The following is a 19,443-nucleotide window of genomic DNA, read 5'->3' as shown; positions in this document are numbered from 1 at the left end:
ACCTATCTTTTATTTTCACTTAGTATAAAAGATAGACATATTTTTATCAAGCGATTAAACTAAAAATATGCGAAAAAGAGACGAAAGCAAGATCAGCAAAATTCAGGACGCCACCGCGCAGATTATTCTCACGGAAGGCGCGCCGGCAGTGTCAACGGTTAAGGTCGCGCGGCAGGTGGGGATTTCCCAGTCGAACGTGTACCTGTATTTTAAGAACAAAAAAGAGCTGCTACTGAGCGTGTACCAGCGGGAACTGGCGGCAATCCGGACAAAGGGACAACTGGAACGAATTAGTGATGCGAGCATCGATATTCGGCTGCGCTTGCGTGATTATATTCATGCAGTGTACACCTATGCCATGGCGCACCCAGACAGTTTGACGCTGATTCAGCAAATCAAGTTCTTGCTCAAACAGTATGATGCCAATCCCTTCATGCGTGATGATGACGCGGGCAATATCGTGACGCAGTTACTGCAGGCGGCAATGACTGCAGGGGTGATTAAGCCGTTACCCGTGAACATGCACATGTCCCTCGTGTTCAGCGTCATTCATACGCACACACGCAATATCCAAAGTGGACAATACGCAGCGGATGCGTACACATTTGAGCAAATTTACGCTTTTATTTGGGATGCGATGCGCGTGCAGGCGCCGCCAATGCAGGTGACCACGCTTGATGGCGTTGCCGATGATGTGCTCGACCGGCTGATGGACATCTGGTTGAATGGCAACTTGGAAGCCCATGACTTTGTCGCACCGGAATACTGGCGGCAGGCGGAACCGGCTGTGCGCGCGGAATTGCCAGGGGCAGAGCTGACTGTGGCCACTGTCAGTGGCACGATTGCTGGGTTTGCTGGGGTGCAGGATGACTACGTAGCGGGATTATTCGTTGCTCGTGATTATCGCGGTCAGGGACTCGGCGGTGCCATCATGCGGGCGTTGCAAGATCAACACCCGCAGTTGCGCTTAAGTGTGTATGAACGCAACACAGGGGCCGTGCGTTTCTATGAGCGGTTGGGCTTTACCGTGACGGCGCAGGCCGTGGATTCAGATACAAAGCAGGTTGAATACGAGATGAGTTGGCACGCGTAGCAATTGGTGTTCAGCAAAAGGAGAATCACGATGCCACAAATTTACTTTCTATGTACCGGTAATTCTTGTCGCAGCCAAATGGCGGAAGGCTTTGCCAAACAGCTACTGGGCCCCGAGTGGCGCGTTGCCAGTGCCGGTGTCGAGACCCACGGGTTGAACCCGCAGGCAGTGGCGGTAATGGCAGAGGTCGGTATCGATATTAGTGAGCAGTATTCCAAGTTAATCGATAATGACTACCTGCAGTCGTCTGACCTCGTGGTGACGCTCTGCGGTGATGCCCGCGACAAGTGCCCAGTAGCACCGCCAAATGTGCAGCGACTGCACTGGCCGTTGCCAGATCCAGCGGCTGCGACCGGTACACCGAACGAAATCCGCGGCGCATTCCGGCAGGTGCGTGATGACATCCAGCAGCGCGTACAGGCATTACGCGGCGCGAAGTAGGTCGACTCGTTTCACGTGAAACAAGTCGCTAAAGGAGAAACGATGATGAACATCATGCCGGTTAAAGCAAGTGAGTATACACAGACCCAAGAGCTGGTGCGCCGGGCGTTTGCCGAGTCCGCGCACACCGATGGTGATGAGTACCAGTTAATTGCCCGCCTGCGCGCCGAGCCAGACTACTTGCCACAATTTGATGTCGTGGCTAAAGACGAGCGGGGCACCATCATTGGCCACGCGATGTTGTCCCAGATTGCAATTGTTGACGGCGACAAGCACACCTCAGCCTTGGCCTTAGCGCCGCTAGCAGTTGCACCATCGCAGCAGGGCCAGGGTGTCGGTAGTGCCCTCGTGAACTATTTGACGGCTGCGGCCACGCGTGCGGGTTACCGTGCAATCAGCATTCTCGGTGATCCGGCATACTATGGCCGCTTCGGTTACGTGCCGGCAAGCCAATTTGATGTGCATGCGAGTTTTGAGGTGCCGGACGCCTACTACATGCTGAAGCAATTACGCCCTGGAGCGTTAACTGACGTGCGGGGCGTCGTGCAGTATCAGCCGGCGTTTGGTATTTGAGGGATTATGTGGAATGTTTATGTCGACAGGTGTTAATATGTCGGTTTTTTTTATGCTGTCGGATAGTTGATTAATCATGCAATTGAGTTGTGAAAATTACTCGTTTCTGCAAGCTTTACTGGGAGTCGAGCAAGCGGTACTGCAGAAGAACGTATATAGCATGATGATGTATATATACATATAAAACAGTGATGATGTCCGGTGCACTGCAAATGACCACAAACTAATTATTTACACGGAAAAGTGCAACCGACAAAGGCAAATTTGCGTAAATATTTTCTAGAACGACAGGTTAAGAAGTGATTTAACATCCGCAGAGCGTAAAAGCTCGGCGCTTTTTTTATGCGCAAAACTGCCCGAATGGGCAACAAAAATCTGCCCTTTTAGACGATGGCAAGGCGAACAGTTCTCGATATGCTGTATTCATCAAGTCAGCAAAAGGAGAACAAACATGGGAAACGCCAAGAAGAAAGTACCAATGAAATACGTGACTATCGCCGGAATTTTGACAGTGATGGGGTCTGTACTCGGTTGGTTCATTCGCAACAAATAATTGCAAAATTCTGTAGGCTGCCCAAACGGGCAATAAAGGTCTGCCCGTTTAGACGATGGCAGCACGTATGATTCACAGTAAGCTAGGTTCATCAGTTAATTGCAGGAGGCAAACATGACACACGCAGCATTGAAAGTCGATCATCTCACGAAGGATTTTGGCCACGGCCGCGGTATCTTCGACGTCAGTTTCGAGATTCACCCCGGTGAAGTCTTCGGGTTCCTCGGTCCTAACGGTGCCGGCAAGACCACGACCATTCGCCATATCACTGGTTTCACCAAGCCGGGTTCCGGTTCTGTCAGCGTGCTTGGCCTGGACGCCACCACCCAGTATAACCAAGTGATGAAGCACATCGGTTACTTGCCAGGGGAGATTGCGTTGCCAGAGAACGTCAGCGGCTGGCAATTCATTCGCACCATGCAACAAATGCGCGGCGTCAAAGATGATACGTACTTGAACCAGTTGCTTGAGATGTTTGACCTCGATCCTAGCGGCAATACCAAGCGCATGAGCCTCGGTACCAAGCGTAAACTCGCCGTGGTCACCGCCTTTCTGGCCGATCCGGAGATCCTCATTCTCGACGAACCGACCAGCGGGCTTGACCCGGCGATGCAGGCACAATTCATTCAGTTCATGGTGTCCGAGAAGCGGCGTGGCAAGACCATCTTGCTTTCCAGCCACATTTTTCCAGAAGTCGAAGCAACCTGTGATCGCATCGCCATCATCAAAGACGGCAAGATTGTGTCGCAAGTCGATGCCAACAAGCTTCAGAACAAAGACGTGAAGACTTACGAGTTGTTCTTTGCCACGGGACACGACCGCGACCTGGCGGCTAACGAACTCGGCGGCAAGAAGGTCAAGGATGCCTTGAAAATTAAGGTCAAAGCGGCGGAGGTCGGCAACTTCTTCGCCAACGAGCTCAAGAATCGCCATATCACGAAGCTAGTTGAAGACAAATTCGACCTCGAATCTTACTTCATGAACTTCTACCGCACGGACAAGGTCTTCAAGACAATCTAATGGAGGAATGTAATGTTAGCAATGGTTGAAACCAAGCAATTATCCAAGAACTACAAGCACAACCGCGGTGTGCACGGCATGAATATGGCGATTCAGCAAGGCGAGGTCGTCGGCATCGTCGGCAAGAATGGCGCTGGCAAGACCACCACCATGCGTATGCTGATGGGATTCATTCACCCAAGCGAAGGCTCTGCCGCGATTTGCGGCATGGACGCCTGGTCTAAGGCCGCCAAAACCAAGCCGCTGATTGGCTACGTGCCAGGCGAAATCGCCTTTCCCGACACCAAGTCCGGTGCGACCTTCTTGCAGAATGAGTTGGCGTTGCTTCGCGCCAATAAGGACAAATACGTCAACGAACTGATTCAGCGCTTCAAGATTGACCTCACCGCCGACTTGCGCCGTATGAGCAAAGGCATGAAGCAGAAGACCGCGCTGGTGTGTGCGTTCATGACAAAACCGCCACTGTTGTTGCTAGACGAGCCGACTACCGGCTTAGACCCGGTGATGCGCGACGCGTTTATCGATTTGATTCTTCAAGTCAAAGCACAAGGCACCACGGTGTTCTTGAGTAGTCACATGTTCAACGAGTTGGAACGCACCTGCGACCGCATCATGTTCCTCAAAGACGGCCAAGTGATCGATGTGCTCGACGAAAGCAAGTTTGCCGAGATTCACGCCGCCCAGCGGGTGACCATTGTTGCTACGACCAATGACGGTTTCGAGCGCCTGTTGACCAGCAAGTTTGAGCTGGTGCGCCAAGACCCGCTGCACAACACAGTGGTGCTGTTGGTGCCCAATACCGCCGAAGCCAAGCTGTTGCAGCTCTTAGGTGAAGTTAAACTCGCCGACGTCAGCTTCGACACGCAGACGTTAGATAACTACTTCGAAAAGGAACTGGAACTGTAATGCGGTTTCTACACACAAGAAAGCGAGCAAATAAAATCATGAGTTTTCCATTACTGAAACAAACCTTTAAGTCCAACTTCGCCGTCTGGGGGCTGGTGACCTTGGTGATGAATGTCATCTTAGCCCAGCTGATTATGATGAAGCAGACGCAAACCTTAGTTGGGCCGATGTACTTCGGCATGCTGGCGTCAACGATGGTCGCGTTGTTCGTGGTTATCTCCGGTAACAAATTACTTGCCGGTCAAGTCGACCAAGGCTCAATGGCCTATATTCTCACCGCGCCGATTCGCCGCACTACCGTTGCAGTCACGCAGTTGGTGTACATGGTTGGGAGCCTCGCCGTCACTTATGGTGCAATGGCAGGTGTGTCCGTGATTGCTAACAACATCGCCGACGCGGGCTTCAAGACCCAGACGCTGATAAACTTGAACTTCGGTGCGTTCATGGTCGCCTTGGCCTTTGCCGGCATCATGTTTGCCGCTTCCGGAATCTTCAACCTTTCCAAGCACGCGTTTGGTACCGGTGGTTTGCTAGTTATCTTGTTCATTCTTCTGGCAATCGTCGGCTCCTTTGCCGATTACGGTGTGGCAGGACTAGAAAACGTCCAACACTTAACCATCGTTAGCCTATTCGACTACAAGAACATCTTGGTTGCCGGTTCCAAGTGGTTGCCTAAGTTGGCCGCTTTAGGTGGTATCGCCGCTGTGACCTTCGGTGTTGGCACCACGGCTTTTGCCAAGAAGGACTTGCCACTTTAATCAACAACGATGTGTCTTTGTTGGACACATCGTTTTTTGCGATAAGAGGGCGTATCATTAAAGCTAGAGGACATTATATGAAGAAGAAAACCCCATATCACGTGTTGCGGATGCCATTGATGTTGTTCATGTTAATTGTTGGCTTCGCAGCAATGTATGTCGCCAATACTGCTAGTAATATTAACTTGTCCAGTGGCTGGCTGACGCACTATTCAGATATTACGCAGATGTGGCAGGAACAAATCATATTCGGTGGTCTGCTGGCCGAAGAAGTGCTGCTATGGTTGGGTGATTGGCTAATCCGACGAGGTCGACTGTGGTTGTTGTTACCGCAGTTGGGCTTTGCGATTAGCACAACCGTTGCTTTGACTAATCAGATGCCCGTACTATTTTTCGGCGTAATTCCAACCATGGCTATCGAAATAATCAACTTGTACTCGCGGCCTAAGCAAGCCTTGGGGTATTTAGCTGGAGTGAGCCTGTTGATCTGGTTGGTGTATGCTGCGTACAACGGCTGGCTGCAAGGTGTTGCGGTATTGGTTGGGCTGGTGTTTATGTTGCTGGTGGTGATAGCTTACTGGCGATTTTTCCAGCAGCAACAAGCCGCCCGTCAGCGCGCCGAAGACCTGGTATCTGAACTCAAGATTGCCTACTCGCAAGTCGAAGAGTCGACGGTGCGCACCGAACGCCAGCGGGTGGCGCGTGAGTTGCACGATACCTTGACCCAAGGCTTGGCCGGAACGGTCATGCAGCTGGAAGCGGCACAGGCGTTCTTGCAGGCAGGTAAAGATGACCGAGCGCTTGAAGTTATTCAAGGCGCCACCGGTATTGCGCGTGATACCTTGCGCGACACGCGACTGACCTTGACCGACTTGCGCGCAACGTCGGAGCAGAGCTTGACGGCACGGTTGGAACTGTTGGCAGAGGCGTTCATGAAGAACTATCACTTAGAGGTATCAGTTAAGATGAACTATGTGCCGGACTACTCTGGTGCACAGCTCACCGAGATCAACCGCATAGTGTCGGAGGCACTGATTAATGTGGTTAAGCACACCGACACCAAGCAGGCAATCGTGCGTGGAGAATCGCTTGAAGATATTTTCCGTCTGCAGGTGATCGATTTTGGCGAAGGCGCGGTCATGAAGAAGAAGTCCGGCCATTTCGGGATGCAAGGGATGCACGAGCGTGCAACGGCGCTTGATGGCGCGTTGACCGTCGTCAGCACCCCAGGCGAAGGTACAACCGTGACCTTGACGATGCCAGTGACTAAGAAGGAGCAATTATGAGCATTCGCGTTTTGATTGTAGACGATCACCAGATTTTACGCACCGGCCTGTCGCTGATTATGGAGACGACGCCAGGTATGGATGCCGTTGGAACCGCCGTTGATGGCCAAGACGGCTTGGCCAAGGTAGAAGAATTGACGCCAGACGTGGTGTTGACCGATATTCGGATGCCGAACATGGACGGCATCGCGATGTTGCGTCAGCTGGCGCAGACCCATCCAGACTTGCCGGTAGTGGTGTTGACGACGTTCGACGACCAAGAGCCAATCCAACAGGCTTTGCGCTTAGGTGCCAAAGGCTTCATGCTCAAAGATGCCGACAAAGACACTATCGTGAAGACAATCCAAGACGCCATCAGCGGTCAGGTCTACATTGAGCCGTCGCTAATGGGTAAGGCGTTCGCGGCGCCAGCAGCAGAGAATCCGCAACTCAATGATCGCAACCGGAAAATCTTAAAGATGGTTGCCGAAGGGTCGCGCAATATCGACATCGCGGAAACGATGCATTTAAGCGAAAGAACGATTAAGGCGCATCTTACCGAAATCTACAATCAGTTGGGTGTGTTCACCCGTGCTGAGGCGGTGGCAGCGGCGTTACGTGATGGGTTGATTGAGTTATAACGATATTATTGGCCGTTTCCCTTGCTCGTGCTGAAAAATGTGGCGCAGAAGTGGCAAACTTTTTAAGGCCGTTTAATAGCTCTGCTGAAACGCCAGCGCCCGAGTTCTCTGTTGCAATTGATTCGAAAGTTTTGCTAACACATGTAGTTGTAAAACAGAATAGCAGTGGGGATGGCAGTCAGTGTGCAAGGCATACTGATTGCCATTTTGCTTTGGTCAAACATTCCTAATGAAAAATAACAACCGTCCTAAGAAAAGTAGTGCTCGCAATTTGCGAACACCAAAATCTTAATATTAAAAAAGTGCCATAGTATGTTAATTATTAATAAAGGGCTACCAAGGGCGTTAATTTTTACAGTTGTACATGCAACAATCCCAATAGTGCGAGACGATTGCCGAATTCTGGGCAATTTTGTGTCTAACCACTGCAATTTTGCTGAGATGAGAATCCTTTGCGACCAAGCGGGTGTTGATTTGAAGTGTTCATAAAATCCACCTATAATGGATAGCAACGTTTACGAATCAGAGACACACAAATCCGCGAAGGAGGAGAACATGTCGACAAAAATAGAAGTGAAGAATCTGACCAAGATATTTGGGAAGCATACTCGGCAGGCACAAGCGCTGCTTGACGAGGGCAAAACGAAAACAGAAATCCTGAAAGCAACCGGGGCAACTGTGGGGGTTGACCGCGCGAACTTTTCCGTTGAAGATGGCGAAATCTTCGTCATCATGGGCCTATCTGGCTCTGGGAAGTCGACCACGATCCGGATGCTCAACAGGCTGATTAACCCGACAAGTGGGAGCGTGCTGATTGACGGTGAAGACATCGCCGCGATGGATGCCGCGCAGCTGCAGCAGGTGCGTCGTGAAAAAATGAGCATGGTGTTTCAGAATTTTGCACTTTTGCCGAACCGCACCGTGCAACAGAACACCGAGTTTGGACTTGAAATTCAGGGCGTCGATAAAGCGGAGCGGAGCGATAAGGCCGTCAAGGCACTCGCCATGGTTGGCCTGCAGGGCTACGAAGACCAGTATCCTGACCAACTGTCTGGGGGGATGCAACAGCGTGTCGGGCTTGCCCGCGCGTTTGCCAACGACCCAGAAGTCCTATTAATGGATGAAGCGTTCTCCGCACTGGACCCCTTGAACCGCCGTAGCATGCAAGATGAACTGCTGGATTTGCAGGATAACTTGCACAAAACCATCATTTTCATTTCGCATGACTTAAACGAAGCACTGCACATTGGCGATCACATCATGATTATGAAGGATGGGGTCATTGTGCAGATTGGTACGCCAGAAGAAATTCTGAGCAAGCCTGCCGACGATTATGTCGAACGCTTCATTAAGGGTGTTGACCGCTCGCAGGTTTACACGGCTGGGAACGTCATGGTGCGGCCAACGATGGTCAACGTTAACAACGCTGGGCCCCGACTGGCTGCACGCCGGATGCGCGAGAACGAAATTTCCAGTGTTTACGCCGTCGATGGTGGGCGCCACTTGCTGGGAATCATTGACGCCAAGGATGTACGCCAAGCGATTGCCGATGGCCGCGAAGATTTGAAGCCGCTCGTGCAGGACATTGTGCCGACAACCAGCGCCGACACGCCGCTGGCTGAACTGATGGACGCCGTATCCAGCACACCGATTCCGTATGCTGTGGTGGATGACGACAACCGGCTGAAGGGCATCATCATTCGCGGGGCCGTTCTGGGTGCCCTGTCAGGAAACGAGGTGAACGTGCATGCTTAACATTCCAAAATTACCACTGGCTGATTGGATTGACGCGCTGGTAAAGTGGCTGTCGCATTTTGAAGGTTTCTTCTACGCCATTACCAACTTCTTGGGCGGCATTATCAGTGCCTTCCAGTGGGTGTTCGACCTTATTCCGATTCCGGTCTTCATCATCTTGGTGATGGGACTGACCGCCTGGATTACGCGCAAAAAGATTCGCGTCGGCCTGCTCGTGTTTGAACTGCTCGGCTTCCTCTACATCTGGAACCAGGGTTACTGGCGCGACATGACACAAACCCTCACCTTGGTGCTGACTGCGAGTCTACTTGCGGTCATCATTGGGGTGCCACTGGGCCTGTGGGCTGCGACCAGCAAGCCGGTGGCCACCGTGGTGAAGCCACTGATGGACTTCATGCAGACGATGCCCGCCTTCGTTTACCTGATTCCAGCCGTTGCCTTCTTTGGTATCGGGATGGTGCCTGGGGTAGTTGCCAGCGTAATTTTTGCCATGCCGCCAACGGTGCGCATGACCAAACTGGGGATTGAACAGGTGCCGGACGAACTGATTGAAGCCGCGGATAGCTTCGGGGCCACCAGTTGGCAGCGCCTAATCAAGGTGCAATTGCCGAGCGCGCTGCCGAACATCATGGCCGGGATTAACCAGAGCATGATGCTGGCACTGTCCATGGTCGTGATTGCCTCCATGATTGGGGCGATGGGCCTGGGAACCGAAGTTTACTTCGCCGTCGGCCGGAACGAAGCCGGGAGCGGGTTCGCCGCTGGGCTGGCCATCGTGATTTTGGCCATTATCTTGGACCGCGTGACCCAAGCGATGAACAAAGCCAAGCGATAGGAGGCTATGATGCGCAAGCTAATTAAATGGATTGCGAGCGCTAGCCTGTTGCTAGTTCTCGCCGGGTGCAGCAGCAAGCCTGCCGCCTATGACAGCAAGCAAAAGTTGGGTCCGCAAGTGAACTACACCATTACCGGCATTGACGCCGGTGCGGGGATTATGAGCGGGACCACCAAGGCGCTCAGTGCCTACAAGCTGAAGGCCGGCAAGTGGCAGCTGCAGACCAGCTCCACCGCAGCCATGACTTCAACCTTGGGCAAGGCCGTTGAGCACAAGCAGCCCATCGTCGTGACGGGCTGGCAGCCGCACTGGATGTTTACCAAGTACAATCTGAAGTTCCTGAAGGATCCCAAGCACGTGTATGGTCAGACTGAAAGTATTCACACCATCGCACGCAAGGGCCTGCAAAAGGATTCGCCAAGCGCCTACACGGTGCTCGACCGTTTCCAGTGGACGCCAGCAGATATGTCGGCGGTCATGCTGAAGGTTAACGGCGGTATGGAGCCAAAAAAGGCTGCCGAGCAGTGGCTCAAGCAGCATCCAGACAAGCTTAAGGCGTGGACGCAGGGTGTGCAGCCAGTTAAGGGCAAGAGCATCACGCTGACTTTTGTAGCTTGGGACTCTGAAATTGCCTCAACTAACGTGGTCGCTGCTGCTTTACGCAGCGTCGGCTACAAGGTGACGACGCGGCCGATGGAAATCCAGCCGCTTTGGGCTTCAGTTGCGACTGGCGCTGCGGACGCTATGGTCTGTGCTTGGTTGCCGAACACCAGTGGGAAGTACTACGCCGACTACAAGGGCCAGTTCGTTGATCTAGGCGCCAACCTGCACGGTGCGCGTGTTGGTCTGGCTGTGCCGAAGTACATGACGAAGATTAACTCAATTGAAGATTTACTGAACAAGTAAGCGTTGGGTGCATACTTGCTTAGAACAAAAATGGGGCAATCAGCAATTGTTGATTGCCTCTTTTTGTTGACTAAAAAAGCGAAGTCGACTATAACGTGTATATACACGTTAACGAATGGAGATGTTTGCAAATGGCACATCATTTTACCCAGACCTGTGCGTATTTCACCGCAGCGCGTTACATGCGGACTGTAGAACAACTTGCGGACCGAGTGTTCGCACCGACTGGGATGAAACCGGCGTATGCCTACATCATGATGGCTTTGGAGGATACGCACCCACTCACCGTGAGCGAGTTAGCGCGGTCACTGGGTTATGAACGCTCAACGGTGTCGCGAATGGTACGCACACTCGCCGAGACGAATCTTGTGCAGCTCAGCAGCGCGGGCCGAGCGACCGCGGTCGAACTAGGGCCTGCGGCGGACGATTTCTTAGTGATTGCAAATCGCTGTCTGGATAAATTTGGTGCGTTAACGGATTGCGTTCTCGGTAATGATAAGGCGCAGATGACACAGCTTTTGACTAGCAATAACGACAGATTGAGGGGGGAATTGGCATGACAAGTTATCACAAAATTCGGATTGACGGCGTTAACGTTTTTTTTCGGTCGGCGGGGAGTGTTTTGAAACCAACGATGTTGTTGTTACACGGATTTCCGTCAGCAAGTCACATGTTTCGAGATTTGATGCCTTTACTCGAAAATGATTTCAATCTGATTGCCCCAGACTTGCCAGGTTTTGGTCAGTCGGATGCACCGGACCCCGATGAATTTGAGTACAGTTTTGAGCATTTAACGGACATCATCGCCAAATTCATTGATGTGCTGAACATTCAGAAGTTTTACATGTATGTTTTTGATTATGGGGCACCAATCGGTTTCCGGATTGCCCGTCGGTGGCCGGACCGAATTCTGGGAATTGTCAGCCAGAACGGGAATATCTATCAGGAAGGTTTGGGACCAAAATGGGCGGATCGCCAAGACTATTGGAATCACCCTACCGTCGCCAAACGTGATAGTTACCGGAGTGCCTTTGCGGCCAAAACGATTATTGGTCAATATACTTACGGAACGGTTCCAGATACCGTGTCTCCGGATGGGTACACCCTAGATATTGCCTACACACACACGCCGAATTATGCGGAGCGGCAGTTGGATCTCATCTTTGATTACCAAACCAACGTGCGGCTGTATCCGCAGTTTCAGGAATACCTACGGACCTATCAGCCACCGCTGCTAGCCGTGTGGGGGAAGAACGACCCGTCATTCATTTATCCTGGTGCACTCGCGTTTAAGCGTGACGATGCGCGTGCCCGGGTTGAACTCGTGGACAGTGGACATTTTGCACTGGAGACGCACGCTGAGGAGATTGCCGCGTATATTAAGGAGTATTTTGCACATTAGAAAAAACGCCTGACAGATAAATGTCAGGCGTTTTTTCGTCAAATTACTTTATTCAATTGATTCCTTGTCTGCGTCCTGCTGGGCTTGCTCTTTCTTCATCGTGGCGTTACGAACCAAATGATAAATTGTCGCCGTAACTGGTACACTCAGCAGCATGCCCACGATGCCGTAGAGGCCGCCGCCAATGGTGATGGCCGCCAGCACCAGCACGCCAGGCAAGCCGATTGTACCGCCCACGACGCGGGGGTAGACCAAGTTGCCTTCGATTTGCTGCAGGGCAATGATGTAAATCAAGAAGAAAATTGCCTTAATTGGTGAACTGACAAAAATCAGCACGAAGCCGATGGTACCGCCAATCCATGCCCCCAGCATGGGGATGAGGGCGGTGATGCCAATGAGTGCGCCGATGGGCACTGCGTTAGGAAAGTTAAACAGCATCATGCCCAGGACGCAGAGGATTCCGATAATGAGCGCGGACGTCACCTGGCCGATGATGAAGCTGGAAAACATCGTGTTGGCGATACCCAGAACGTAGCGCGTGCCGTGCAGAATTTTGACTGGCACGAAGGCGTTGAGGACACGGTTGATGTGCCGCGCGATGCGTTCCTTGCCGGCTACGAGGTAGATGGCAAACGAGAGCGAGAGGATAAAGCTGATAACGCCGCTCGTCACGCTGCCGAAGATGGAGACGGCTGAGGAGAAGATGCCGGACACGCCCGAGGAGACAAACTTCACAATCTTGGCCTGAATGGTGGACCAGTTAATCTGGGTCGCATGCAGCTGCTTGGTAATGGCCGCCGCCTCGTCTGACTTGCTGAGCCACTTGTTGATGCTGTTTAGGGTGTCGGGCAGGTTGGTCAGAAAGCCATTAATAGCATCAACGAATTCCGGAATAACTAGTCGCAGCACGCTGGTGATGACCAGAACGATGAGGGCCAGCGCCACCAAAATGGCGAGCCCGCGCCGCAAGCCCGCAGCGAGTTTACTGCTGGCGCGGGGCCACAAGATGCGCTCCAGCCGCGATGACAAGAGGTTGATACAGTAAGCGAGTGCGCCACCAATGATGAGGGGCAAGGAGACGTTGAGTGCAGTCTGCAAGACGCCGAAAATTTGGTTGGGGTAGATTAAGCAAGCGAGAAAGACGGCAACAATCACGCTACCGTGAATAAGTTCAGTACGGGTAATTTTCATGACAATCTCCGTTAATAAGGACGTGGTATTCGGACTTCATTGTAATTGACCGGCCGCGGCCGCGCAAACTTTACTGACGCTTGAAAATAACGATTATGAGCATTCGGCAAAATAAATTTGCCAAAAAGCTTGCACAAATTGCAAATGCTGTTACAATAAGTATCACAAGTTAATATTAAAGTAACTGGTCAAACAAAAAAGGAGCAATTCATTATGACAACATACGCAATTACAGCAGTAACCGGTCGTTTTGGGCAGGCAGCAGTGAAAGTTCTCGCTCAGCTCGTGCCCGCAGGTAACGTCGTGGCGTTGGCGCGCAATACAGAGAAGGCGCGCGGCATTGTCCCTGCAGGCGTCACCGTCCGGCCTGGTGACTACACCAAGCCAGAAGAGCTGCAGGCGTCCTTGGCCGGCGTTGACCGCTTACTATTCATTTCTTCCCAGCCTGGTGCACCAATGCCCCGTGCTGAGCAGCACCGGAACGTTGTGAACGCCGCCAAGGCTGCCGGCGTTAAATTTATCGCCTACACGAGTTTCCCGCACGCGGCCACAAACGATATGCCACTGGCAGCTGATCACAAGCTCACCGAGCAGCTGATTAAGGATTCCGGCATGCAATACGCCTTCCTGCGTAACAACTGGTACCTGCAGAACGAAGCGGCAACGCTGAACGCTGCGGCGGCCGGACATGATTTTGTCTACTCAGCCGGTGCTGGTAAGGCCGGCTGGGCGCTCGAACGCGAATACGCTGAGGGGGCTGCGAAGGTATTGGTCGCAGACCAGCCAAAGTCGGTTTACGAATTCGCCGGCCAGGCGCGGACCTACAAGGACCTCGCCGATGCCATGACTGGTAATTTCAAGGTGCTCAGTGTGGATGACGCCGCCTACAAACAGGGCCTCCTGGCAGCGGGGATGGACGAAGGCACGGCGGATGTCGTGACCGGTTTCCAGACGATGATTCGCGCCGGTCAGCTCGATGAAGACACGTCCGACTTGCCAGACGTCCTTGGCCACGCGCTCACACCAATTGCGGACGCCATCAAGGAAGTCGTTGGTCAGTAGCCCGCAACTGTATTATCATGGGGCTAGAGCAAAATCGAGGAGCGTAATATGAAGTACTCACATAAACTCAGCGATGGCGTGCACATCCTGGCCTACGTCGATATTTACCGCGACGGTGACCTCTCCAGTGCCGCCATCGCCCGCAGTATTGAATCTAATCCGAGCCTGGTGCGGCGGCTGATGTCGCGCTTAGTCAAGGCGGGTCTACTCAAAAGTCAGCCTGGGGCCGTTGCCCCGGTGCTAGGCCGACCAGCCGCGGCCATTAGCCTGTACGACGTCTACTGTGCTGTTGAGGATAATCACAACCTCTTGCACGTGGATGAGAAAACCAACCCAAAGTGCGTGGTTGGGGGCAACATTCAAGACACCTTGAACGGCGTGTACGCGGAGATTCAAGACACCGCCGAACGCAAAATGGCCAGCGTGAGTCTCCAGCAAATTATCGATGATATTTTGCAGCGGGAACAACGCCGCGACCGCGCGGAAGCTGAATAAGTATCAAGAGACCCAGTTCACATTTAAGTGAATCGGGTCTCTTTGCTGTTTAACACATATTTTGCTACGGGCTTGACCGTGCTGGCACCTAATGGTTTAATGGTTCAAATAAATGAACCGTCAACGGAGGAATTAGTCATGGCCGATTTGCAGCAGTTGCGGCAACAGTTTGCGCAGAATAGTCAGCTTTTAACGGCACTGGGGGACGCAAACCGCCAGGCCATCATCATGGTGCTACTGGCGGATCAGGTGTGCAGTGGTAAGCGAGTACCTGAACTGACAAACGCGACGGGTTTGTCCCGGCCGGCGGTGTCGCATCACCTCAAAATTTTGCGGGAGGTCGGAATCGCCCAGTACCGGCGCGAGGGGACGATGAACTACTATTACTTAACACATGACACGGCGGTGATTAAGCAATTGCAAATGCTGTTGGATAATGTCGAGAATGCTATGGAGGCGCACACCGAATGAGCAAAGTCCTGATTGTTGAAACGAACGTGACCCGTTACCAAGGAACTGACGAACCGACCGGCCTGTGGTTAGGCGAGAGCGCCGAGTTTGTTGACGAGATGCAAAAGGCCGGCGTGGCCGTTGATTACGTGAGTCCTAAGGGTGGCTTCGTGCCACTTGATCCGCGTAGCATGAAGTACACCGACACTGACATCATGCGTATTTACGAGGAACCGGACTTCGTGCAACACGCGCTCGTGCAGACGCTCCGACCGGACCAGGTTAACGCGGCTGATTACGATGCCATTTACTACACCGGTGGGCACGGCGTCATGTGGGATTTCCCAGATGATGCGGCGCTGCAGGCAATTTCCCGGGAAATATACGCGGCTGGTGGTTACGTCACCTCCGTTTGCCACGGGATTGCGGGTCTTCTCAACATTAAGGATGACGCGGGTAATTACCTGATTGCGGGGAAAACCATCACCGGTTTCACCACTGCAGAGGAAATCATCGCGGGCAAAATGAAGGTGGTCCCGTTCCTCAACCGGAAGGTGGCACTGGCACGGGGTGCGAAATTCAGCAAGAAACGTTTCTACAGCGAGTATGCGGTGCAAGACGGTCAACTGATTACCGGACAGAACCCGTTCTCAGTACGAGCGGTGGCACGGAAGCTGATTGCCGCACTGTAATTAGGAGGCCGCCAAATGCGGGTGATGATTATTGGCAATGCAGGCAGTGGCAAAAGCAGCCTGGCGCGCAAGTTAACGGCCGCATTGGGGTGGCCGCTGCTCGGTAAATTGCGCCCGGACCAGCGTGTGGTGGTACTGCGCAATCAGTGCAATCAACAAGCATTATTGCGGCAATTAACAGCGAAACGGTAAGTAAAAAAGGATATCCCAGTCACGTTGATAACGTGGCTGGGATATCCTTTTGCTTAATTTTGACTTAGTTCGCCAGGCCTTGTTCGTAAAGCGCAATTTTGCCCTTCACGATACCGTCGACCAGGTCTTCATAGCTGGTGCCGTCTGCTTCAGCTTCCTGAGGCAAGAGGGACAGTGGCGTCATGCCGGGCAGGTTGTTGGCCTCGATGACCCAGATACCGTTGTCCTTGTCGAGCAGGAAGTCAACGCGGGCGTAGTTCTGCAATTCGAGTGCATCGAGCGTTTGCACAGCGATGTCCTGCATACGCTTGTGCACGTCTTCGTCCAGTTCTGGTGGCGTTACGAAATCGGTGTGGCCAGGCTGGAACTTGTGCTCGAAGTCGTACCAACCGTCGTGCACCTTGATTTCGATTGCGGGCAGCGCGTGGCCGTTCACAACGCCAAGGGAGAACTCGCGGCCGGTAATGAATTCTTCAACGATTGCGGATGGGTCGAAGCGGAAGGCTTCGGTCAAACCAGCTTCCAGTTCATCTTGGTTGTGGGCGATGGTCATGCCGACGGAAGAACCGCCACTGGTCGGCTTCACAATCATTGGGAAGCCAAAAGGCATGGTCTGGTGAATCCCGTCTTGGCGCATCACTTCTTTGAAGCCGGCCGTGGGGATGCCACTTTGGAGCATGATTTTCTTACTGATGACCTTGTTCATGGTCATGCCGGATGCGAGCGCACCGCTACCGGTGTAGCGGATGTTGTTCAGATCCAGGTAGGCTTGCACCTTACCGTTTTCGCCGTCGCCACCATGCAGGGCGAGGTAAACGATGTCGGCGGCCTGCGCAATGGCGAGGACGTTCGGGCCAAAGAGCTGGGTACTGCCGTCCTTGCGCAGTGCGTTGATGTCGTCGTCAGTAAGGACAGCGTCGCTGATGGCCATGCTGTCGGGAATGTTAGCGTCTGCGAACGCATCGTCCGCCGTTTTGCCCGCCAGGTCGTAGCCGAGGAATAGGTCAATCAGGGTAGCTTGGTGGCCCTTGGCGCGCAGTGCCGTGGTGATCCGTGTCCCTGAGGAGAGGGATACGTTGCGCTCAGTACTCCGGCCGCCTGCCAAAACGCAAATTTTCATGGGTAGAACCTCCATTTTTTCCGAACTCTATCGAACCTATAGAATACCATACTTGCATGAATAATGGGCTGGGTTTATCTATAAATTAAATTAGATGCATATTTGCACATTGCTTTCGCATTTATGCGGCCGAATGGACCAGTCAAAATAACGATTGTCGCGAACGCTTGTTCGGGGTACAATAATGGCAAGAATAATGGAGGACGAATTATGGAATATCATTACGATTATCTCAACATGCGCTACATGCGCTTTTTGCTCGTCACCCAGGCGGGGCGGTTGGTGTTTGTCGGCGGTTCGGAAGAAGGTGTGGACGTGGCCCGCAAAATGCTCAAAACGCCGGCCACCGTCTCGTTTATTGCGGGCGGCGTGCCGCGTGCAGTTATGGACGGGATGCACGGACTGCTGACGGGTAAGCTGCACCAATTACCAGCAAAGCTGTACACCGTTGTCGGCAGTGATTTCCAAAAGCGCGTATACGAACAATTGCGGCAGGTGCCATATGGCCAAACACGAACGTACAGCGAGCTCGCGGAGGCGGTGGGTGACGTGAAGGCAGTACGCGCGGTTGCGCATGCTGTGGGGCAGAATCCGCTGCTCGTGATTCAGCCGTGTCACCGGATTGTCCCCAAGAATGGTGGCCTGGGTCAGTTCCGCTGCGGCGTTGCCTTAAAGCAATCTTTACTGGATATGGAAGCGGGTAAGCGTGTACACTTGTAGGTGTGAGACTGTTTGCGTGTGGCAAAATCACCGTTAATCCGCAGTGGTTTTGCGCCGAGCAGTTTAGCAGGGGCTGGGAGTGGTTCCTGGGCCTAGCAGTTAAGGTCAGCCAAAGAGAAAATAGGAGGATTTTCATGAAACTAGCATCTTTTGGGACCCGTGTTGACGAAGCGCCATTCTTGAAGGCGTGGGCAGAGCGTACTGGCAACGACATGCAGATTTTCACCGAAACCCTGAACGAAGAAACCGTCGACAAAATGGCGGCGGGCACGCAGGGGATTACGTGTTTACAGACGGTGCCGTATTCTGCCGAATTGTTCAAGAAGATGGCAGCTAAGGGTGCCAAGTTCCTGTCCATCCGTAACGTGGGTCTGGATAATATTGACCTAGCGGGTGCACAGGCAGCGGGCGTCCGCGTCAGCAACGTCCCCGCATATTCACCAAGTGCTATCGCCGAGTTTGCTGTGACACTGACGATGCACCTCGCCCGTAACTTGGGTCAGGTGGAACAGCACCTGCGCGATAACGACTACAATGGTGCGATGCACTACATGGGTAAGGAAATCGGTCAATCAACCGTTGGGGTTGTGGGGACCGGCCGCATTGGTCGTGAAGCCATCCGCATCTTCAAGGGCTTCGGCGCTGAAGTGATTGCTTACGATCCGTTCCCAGCCAAAGACAGTGACATCGATTACGTTGAGTTGGATGAATTGCTCAAGCGCAGTGACTTCATCGACCTGCACGTGCCGGGCTTGCCGCAGAACACGCATATGATTAACGCGGACTCCTTCGCCAAAATGAAGGACGGTGTCATCATCGTGAACACCGCGCGCGGTAACCTGATTGACACCAAGGCGTTGCTTGATGGCTTGCGTTCCGGCAAGGTTGCGGGTGCGGGGATTGACACCTTCGAATATGAAGAGCAGGACCTGCTCAACTTGGAGAAGCACGGTAACTTCAACGACCCAGTTTGGGACGAGATGATGAAGATGCCAAACGTTGTCCTCAGTCCGCACATTGCGTACTTCACCGCGACTGCCGTGCACAACATGGTTGAATTCTCACTGGAGAACTTGACCGGCTTCATTAACGATGGCGTGGCTAAAAACGAAGTTAAGTACGATTAAAATCCGAACAATTATCATTTATGAAGGTCGCCTGTTGGCGACCTTTTTTGTTGTTAATGTCCGTCAGCGATAGCGTTTCAGTGACGAAGTCACGCTGGGCCTCTTTGGTGTTTTCATGACGCCGTTAGGCGGTGGAGTCGGCAACTCCGGTGGTGGTGCGCTTGGGCTACGCTCCGGGAACTACGTCGGGCGGGGACCGCTTCAGCCCGCTATCGCGGTCTTCCGCTGGCGGAGTTGCCGCAAGAA

Annotated in this window: 22 protein-coding genes; 20 read left to right on the top strand and 2 right to left on the bottom strand. The window is 52.9% G+C overall.

The window, feature by feature from the left end:
* The first annotated feature begins 67 nt into the window (after nt 1-67).
* The 13 genes from EKM97_RS12060 (at nt 68) to EKM97_RS08655 (ending at nt 12,148) form a co-directional block, all read left to right on the top strand.
* Nucleotides 68-1,093 (top strand): GNAT family N-acetyltransferase, encoded by a 1,026-nt coding sequence (locus EKM97_RS12060; RefSeq protein WP_225419254.1) that lies wholly within the window; start codon nt 68-70, stop codon nt 1,091-1,093.
* A gap of 30 nt (nt 1,094-1,123) precedes the next feature.
* Nucleotides 1,124-1,534, top strand: coding sequence for an arsenate reductase (thioredoxin) (gene arsC, locus EKM97_RS08710; protein ID WP_125572017.1), 411 nt, complete (start codon nt 1,124-1,126; stop codon nt 1,532-1,534).
* 42 nt (nt 1,535-1,576) lie between these two features.
* Nucleotides 1,577-2,107, top strand: a complete 531-nt coding sequence (locus tag EKM97_RS08705) for a GNAT family N-acetyltransferase (protein ID WP_125572016.1) — start codon at nt 1,577-1,579, stop codon at nt 2,105-2,107.
* A gap of 667 nt (nt 2,108-2,774) precedes the next feature.
* Nucleotides 2,775-3,680: an ABC transporter ATP-binding protein gene (locus EKM97_RS08700; RefSeq protein WP_125572015.1), complete on the top strand. Its 906-nt coding sequence runs from the start codon at nt 2,775-2,777 to the stop codon at nt 3,678-3,680.
* A gap of 12 nt (nt 3,681-3,692) precedes the next feature.
* The gene (locus EKM97_RS08695; RefSeq protein ID WP_125572014.1) at nt 3,693-4,586 is read left to right on the top strand and encodes an ABC transporter ATP-binding protein; all 894 of its coding nucleotides are present in this window, start codon (nt 3,693-3,695) and stop codon (nt 4,584-4,586) included.
* A 38-nt stretch (nt 4,587-4,624) separates the two neighbouring features.
* On the top strand, nt 4,625-5,344 hold the full coding sequence (locus EKM97_RS08690; RefSeq protein WP_225419253.1) for an ABC transporter permease subunit: 720 nt from the start codon (nt 4,625-4,627) through the stop codon (nt 5,342-5,344).
* Between the two features lie 77 nt (nt 5,345-5,421).
* A complete protein-coding gene (locus EKM97_RS08685; RefSeq protein ID WP_125572013.1) occupies nt 5,422-6,630 on the top strand; it encodes a sensor histidine kinase in 1,209 nt (402 codons plus the stop codon).
* Entirely contained in the window at nt 6,627-7,250 is a 624-nt protein-coding gene (locus tag EKM97_RS08680) for a response regulator transcription factor (protein WP_125572012.1), read from the top strand. The genes EKM97_RS08685 and EKM97_RS08680 overlap by 4 nt, the downstream gene beginning before the upstream one ends.
* 555 nt (nt 7,251-7,805) lie before the next feature.
* Nucleotides 7,806-9,005 carry a quaternary amine ABC transporter ATP-binding protein gene (locus tag EKM97_RS08675; protein ID WP_125572011.1) on the top strand — a complete coding sequence of 400 codons (1,200 nt, stop codon included), beginning with the start codon at nt 7,806-7,808 and terminating at the stop codon, nt 9,003-9,005.
* Complete coding sequence (locus EKM97_RS08670) at nt 8,998-9,840, top strand: ABC transporter permease (RefSeq protein WP_125572010.1); 843 nt, start codon at nt 8,998-9,000, stop codon at nt 9,838-9,840. Before EKM97_RS08675 ends, EKM97_RS08670 begins: the two co-directional genes overlap by 8 nt.
* 9 nt (nt 9,841-9,849) lie before the next feature.
* Nucleotides 9,850-10,746 carry a glycine betaine ABC transporter substrate-binding protein gene (locus EKM97_RS08665; protein WP_404820209.1) on the top strand — a complete coding sequence of 299 codons (897 nt, stop codon included), beginning with the start codon at nt 9,850-9,852 and terminating at the stop codon, nt 10,744-10,746.
* 131 nt (nt 10,747-10,877) lie between these two features.
* Nucleotides 10,878-11,306 carry a MarR family winged helix-turn-helix transcriptional regulator gene (locus tag EKM97_RS08660; protein ID WP_125572008.1) on the top strand — a complete coding sequence of 143 codons (429 nt, stop codon included), beginning with the start codon at nt 10,878-10,880 and terminating at the stop codon, nt 11,304-11,306.
* Nucleotides 11,303-12,148, top strand: coding sequence for an alpha/beta fold hydrolase (locus EKM97_RS08655; RefSeq protein WP_125572007.1), 846 nt, complete (start codon nt 11,303-11,305; stop codon nt 12,146-12,148). The genes EKM97_RS08660 and EKM97_RS08655 overlap by 4 nt, the downstream gene beginning before the upstream one ends.
* Nucleotides 12,149-12,196: 48 nt before the next feature.
* Here the strand turns inward: EKM97_RS08655 and EKM97_RS08650 are convergent, their stop codons facing one another.
* Nucleotides 12,197-13,339, bottom strand: a complete 1,143-nt coding sequence (locus EKM97_RS08650) for an AI-2E family transporter (RefSeq protein WP_125572006.1) — start codon at nt 13,337-13,339, stop codon at nt 12,197-12,199.
* Nucleotides 13,340-13,552: 213 nt separating this feature from the next.
* On the opposite strand from EKM97_RS08650, the gene EKM97_RS08645 reads away from it, so the two are divergent.
* The 5 genes from EKM97_RS08645 to EKM97_RS08625 all read left to right on the top strand — a co-directional run bounded on the left by EKM97_RS08645 (nt 13,553) and on the right by EKM97_RS08625 (nt 16,230).
* On the top strand, nt 13,553-14,401 hold the full coding sequence (locus EKM97_RS08645) for an NAD(P)H-binding protein (RefSeq protein ID WP_125572005.1): 849 nt from the start codon (nt 13,553-13,555) through the stop codon (nt 14,399-14,401).
* 48 nt (nt 14,402-14,449) lie between these two features.
* A complete protein-coding gene (locus EKM97_RS08640; RefSeq protein WP_125572004.1) occupies nt 14,450-14,896 on the top strand; it encodes an Rrf2 family transcriptional regulator in 447 nt (148 codons plus the stop codon).
* Nucleotides 14,897-15,034: 138 nt separating this feature from the next.
* The gene (locus EKM97_RS08635) at nt 15,035-15,367 is read left to right on the top strand and encodes an ArsR/SmtB family transcription factor (protein WP_125572003.1); all 333 of its coding nucleotides are present in this window, start codon (nt 15,035-15,037) and stop codon (nt 15,365-15,367) included.
* Complete coding sequence (locus EKM97_RS08630) at nt 15,364-16,038, top strand: type 1 glutamine amidotransferase domain-containing protein (protein ID WP_125572002.1); 675 nt, start codon at nt 15,364-15,366, stop codon at nt 16,036-16,038. Before EKM97_RS08635 ends, EKM97_RS08630 begins: the two co-directional genes overlap by 4 nt.
* Before the next feature lie 15 nt (nt 16,039-16,053).
* On the top strand, nt 16,054-16,230 hold the full coding sequence (locus tag EKM97_RS08625; protein WP_125572001.1) for an AAA family ATPase: 177 nt from the start codon (nt 16,054-16,056) through the stop codon (nt 16,228-16,230).
* A gap of 64 nt (nt 16,231-16,294) precedes the next feature.
* On the opposite strand, the gene EKM97_RS08620 is transcribed toward EKM97_RS08625, so the two are convergent.
* Nucleotides 16,295-17,350: a D-alanine--D-alanine ligase family protein gene (locus EKM97_RS08620; RefSeq protein ID WP_125572000.1), complete on the bottom strand. Its 1,056-nt coding sequence runs from the start codon at nt 17,348-17,350 to the stop codon at nt 16,295-16,297.
* A gap of 210 nt (nt 17,351-17,560) precedes the next feature.
* On the opposite strand from EKM97_RS08620, the gene EKM97_RS08615 reads away from it, so the two are divergent.
* Together EKM97_RS08615 and EKM97_RS08610 are read left to right on the top strand one after the other, a co-directional pair.
* Nucleotides 17,561-18,070 carry a methylated-DNA--[protein]-cysteine S-methyltransferase gene (locus EKM97_RS08615; RefSeq protein ID WP_164507496.1) on the top strand — a complete coding sequence of 170 codons (510 nt, stop codon included), beginning with the start codon at nt 17,561-17,563 and terminating at the stop codon, nt 18,068-18,070.
* A gap of 134 nt (nt 18,071-18,204) precedes the next feature.
* A complete protein-coding gene (locus EKM97_RS08610; protein ID WP_125571998.1) occupies nt 18,205-19,197 on the top strand; it encodes a D-2-hydroxyacid dehydrogenase in 993 nt (330 codons plus the stop codon).
* Nucleotides 19,198-19,443 lie beyond the last annotated feature (246 nt).

The sequence above is a fragment of the Lacticaseibacillus songhuajiangensis genome (genome assembly GCF_003946025.1).
Lineage (GTDB): Bacteria > Bacillota > Bacilli > Lactobacillales > Lactobacillaceae > Lacticaseibacillus > Lacticaseibacillus songhuajiangensis.
Note: the sequence above shows the minus strand (reverse complement) of the source record. Positions and strands in the feature narration are given on the sequence as shown.

Bases quoted from the DNA above. Each gene is read 5' to 3' on its own strand.
- EKM97_RS12060 (WP_225419254.1), top strand. From the start codon at position 68: ATGCGAAAAAGAGACGAAAGCAAGATCAGCAAAATTCAGGACGCCACC.
- EKM97_RS08680 (WP_125572012.1), top strand. From the start codon at position 6,627: ATGAGCATTCGCGTTTTGATTGTAGACGATCACCAGATTTTACGCACC.
- EKM97_RS08610 (WP_125571998.1), top strand. From the start codon at position 18,205: ATGAAACTAGCATCTTTTGGGACCCGTGTTGACGAAGCGCCATTCTTG.
- EKM97_RS08635 (WP_125572003.1), top strand. From the start codon at position 15,035: ATGGCCGATTTGCAGCAGTTGCGGCAACAGTTTGCGCAGAATAGTCAG.
- EKM97_RS08665 (WP_404820209.1), top strand. From the start codon at position 9,850: ATGCGCAAGCTAATTAAATGGATTGCGAGCGCTAGCCTGTTGCTAGTT.
- EKM97_RS08670 (WP_125572010.1), top strand. From the start codon at position 8,998: ATGCTTAACATTCCAAAATTACCACTGGCTGATTGGATTGACGCGCTG.
- arsC (WP_125572017.1), top strand. From the start codon at position 1,124: ATGCCACAAATTTACTTTCTATGTACCGGTAATTCTTGTCGCAGCCAA.
- EKM97_RS08655 (WP_125572007.1), top strand. From the start codon at position 11,303: ATGACAAGTTATCACAAAATTCGGATTGACGGCGTTAACGTTTTTTTT.
- EKM97_RS08620 (WP_125572000.1), bottom strand. From the start codon at position 17,350: ATGAAAATTTGCGTTTTGGCAGGCGGCCGGAGTACTGAGCGCAACGTA.
- EKM97_RS08645 (WP_125572005.1), top strand. From the start codon at position 13,553: ATGACAACATACGCAATTACAGCAGTAACCGGTCGTTTTGGGCAGGCA.
- EKM97_RS08615 (WP_164507496.1), top strand. From the start codon at position 17,561: ATGGAATATCATTACGATTATCTCAACATGCGCTACATGCGCTTTTTG.
- EKM97_RS08630 (WP_125572002.1), top strand. From the start codon at position 15,364: ATGAGCAAAGTCCTGATTGTTGAAACGAACGTGACCCGTTACCAAGGA.
- EKM97_RS08705 (WP_125572016.1), top strand. From the start codon at position 1,577: ATGATGAACATCATGCCGGTTAAAGCAAGTGAGTATACACAGACCCAA.
- EKM97_RS08700 (WP_125572015.1), top strand. From the start codon at position 2,775: ATGACACACGCAGCATTGAAAGTCGATCATCTCACGAAGGATTTTGGC.
- EKM97_RS08695 (WP_125572014.1), top strand. From the start codon at position 3,693: ATGTTAGCAATGGTTGAAACCAAGCAATTATCCAAGAACTACAAGCAC.
- EKM97_RS08660 (WP_125572008.1), top strand. From the start codon at position 10,878: ATGGCACATCATTTTACCCAGACCTGTGCGTATTTCACCGCAGCGCGT.
- EKM97_RS08650 (WP_125572006.1), bottom strand. From the start codon at position 13,339: ATGAAAATTACCCGTACTGAACTTATTCACGGTAGCGTGATTGTTGCC.
- EKM97_RS08675 (WP_125572011.1), top strand. From the start codon at position 7,806: ATGTCGACAAAAATAGAAGTGAAGAATCTGACCAAGATATTTGGGAAG.
- EKM97_RS08685 (WP_125572013.1), top strand. From the start codon at position 5,422: ATGAAGAAGAAAACCCCATATCACGTGTTGCGGATGCCATTGATGTTG.
- EKM97_RS08640 (WP_125572004.1), top strand. From the start codon at position 14,450: ATGAAGTACTCACATAAACTCAGCGATGGCGTGCACATCCTGGCCTAC.
- EKM97_RS08690 (WP_225419253.1), top strand. From the start codon at position 4,625: ATGAGTTTTCCATTACTGAAACAAACCTTTAAGTCCAACTTCGCCGTC.
- EKM97_RS08625 (WP_125572001.1), top strand. From the start codon at position 16,054: ATGCGGGTGATGATTATTGGCAATGCAGGCAGTGGCAAAAGCAGCCTG.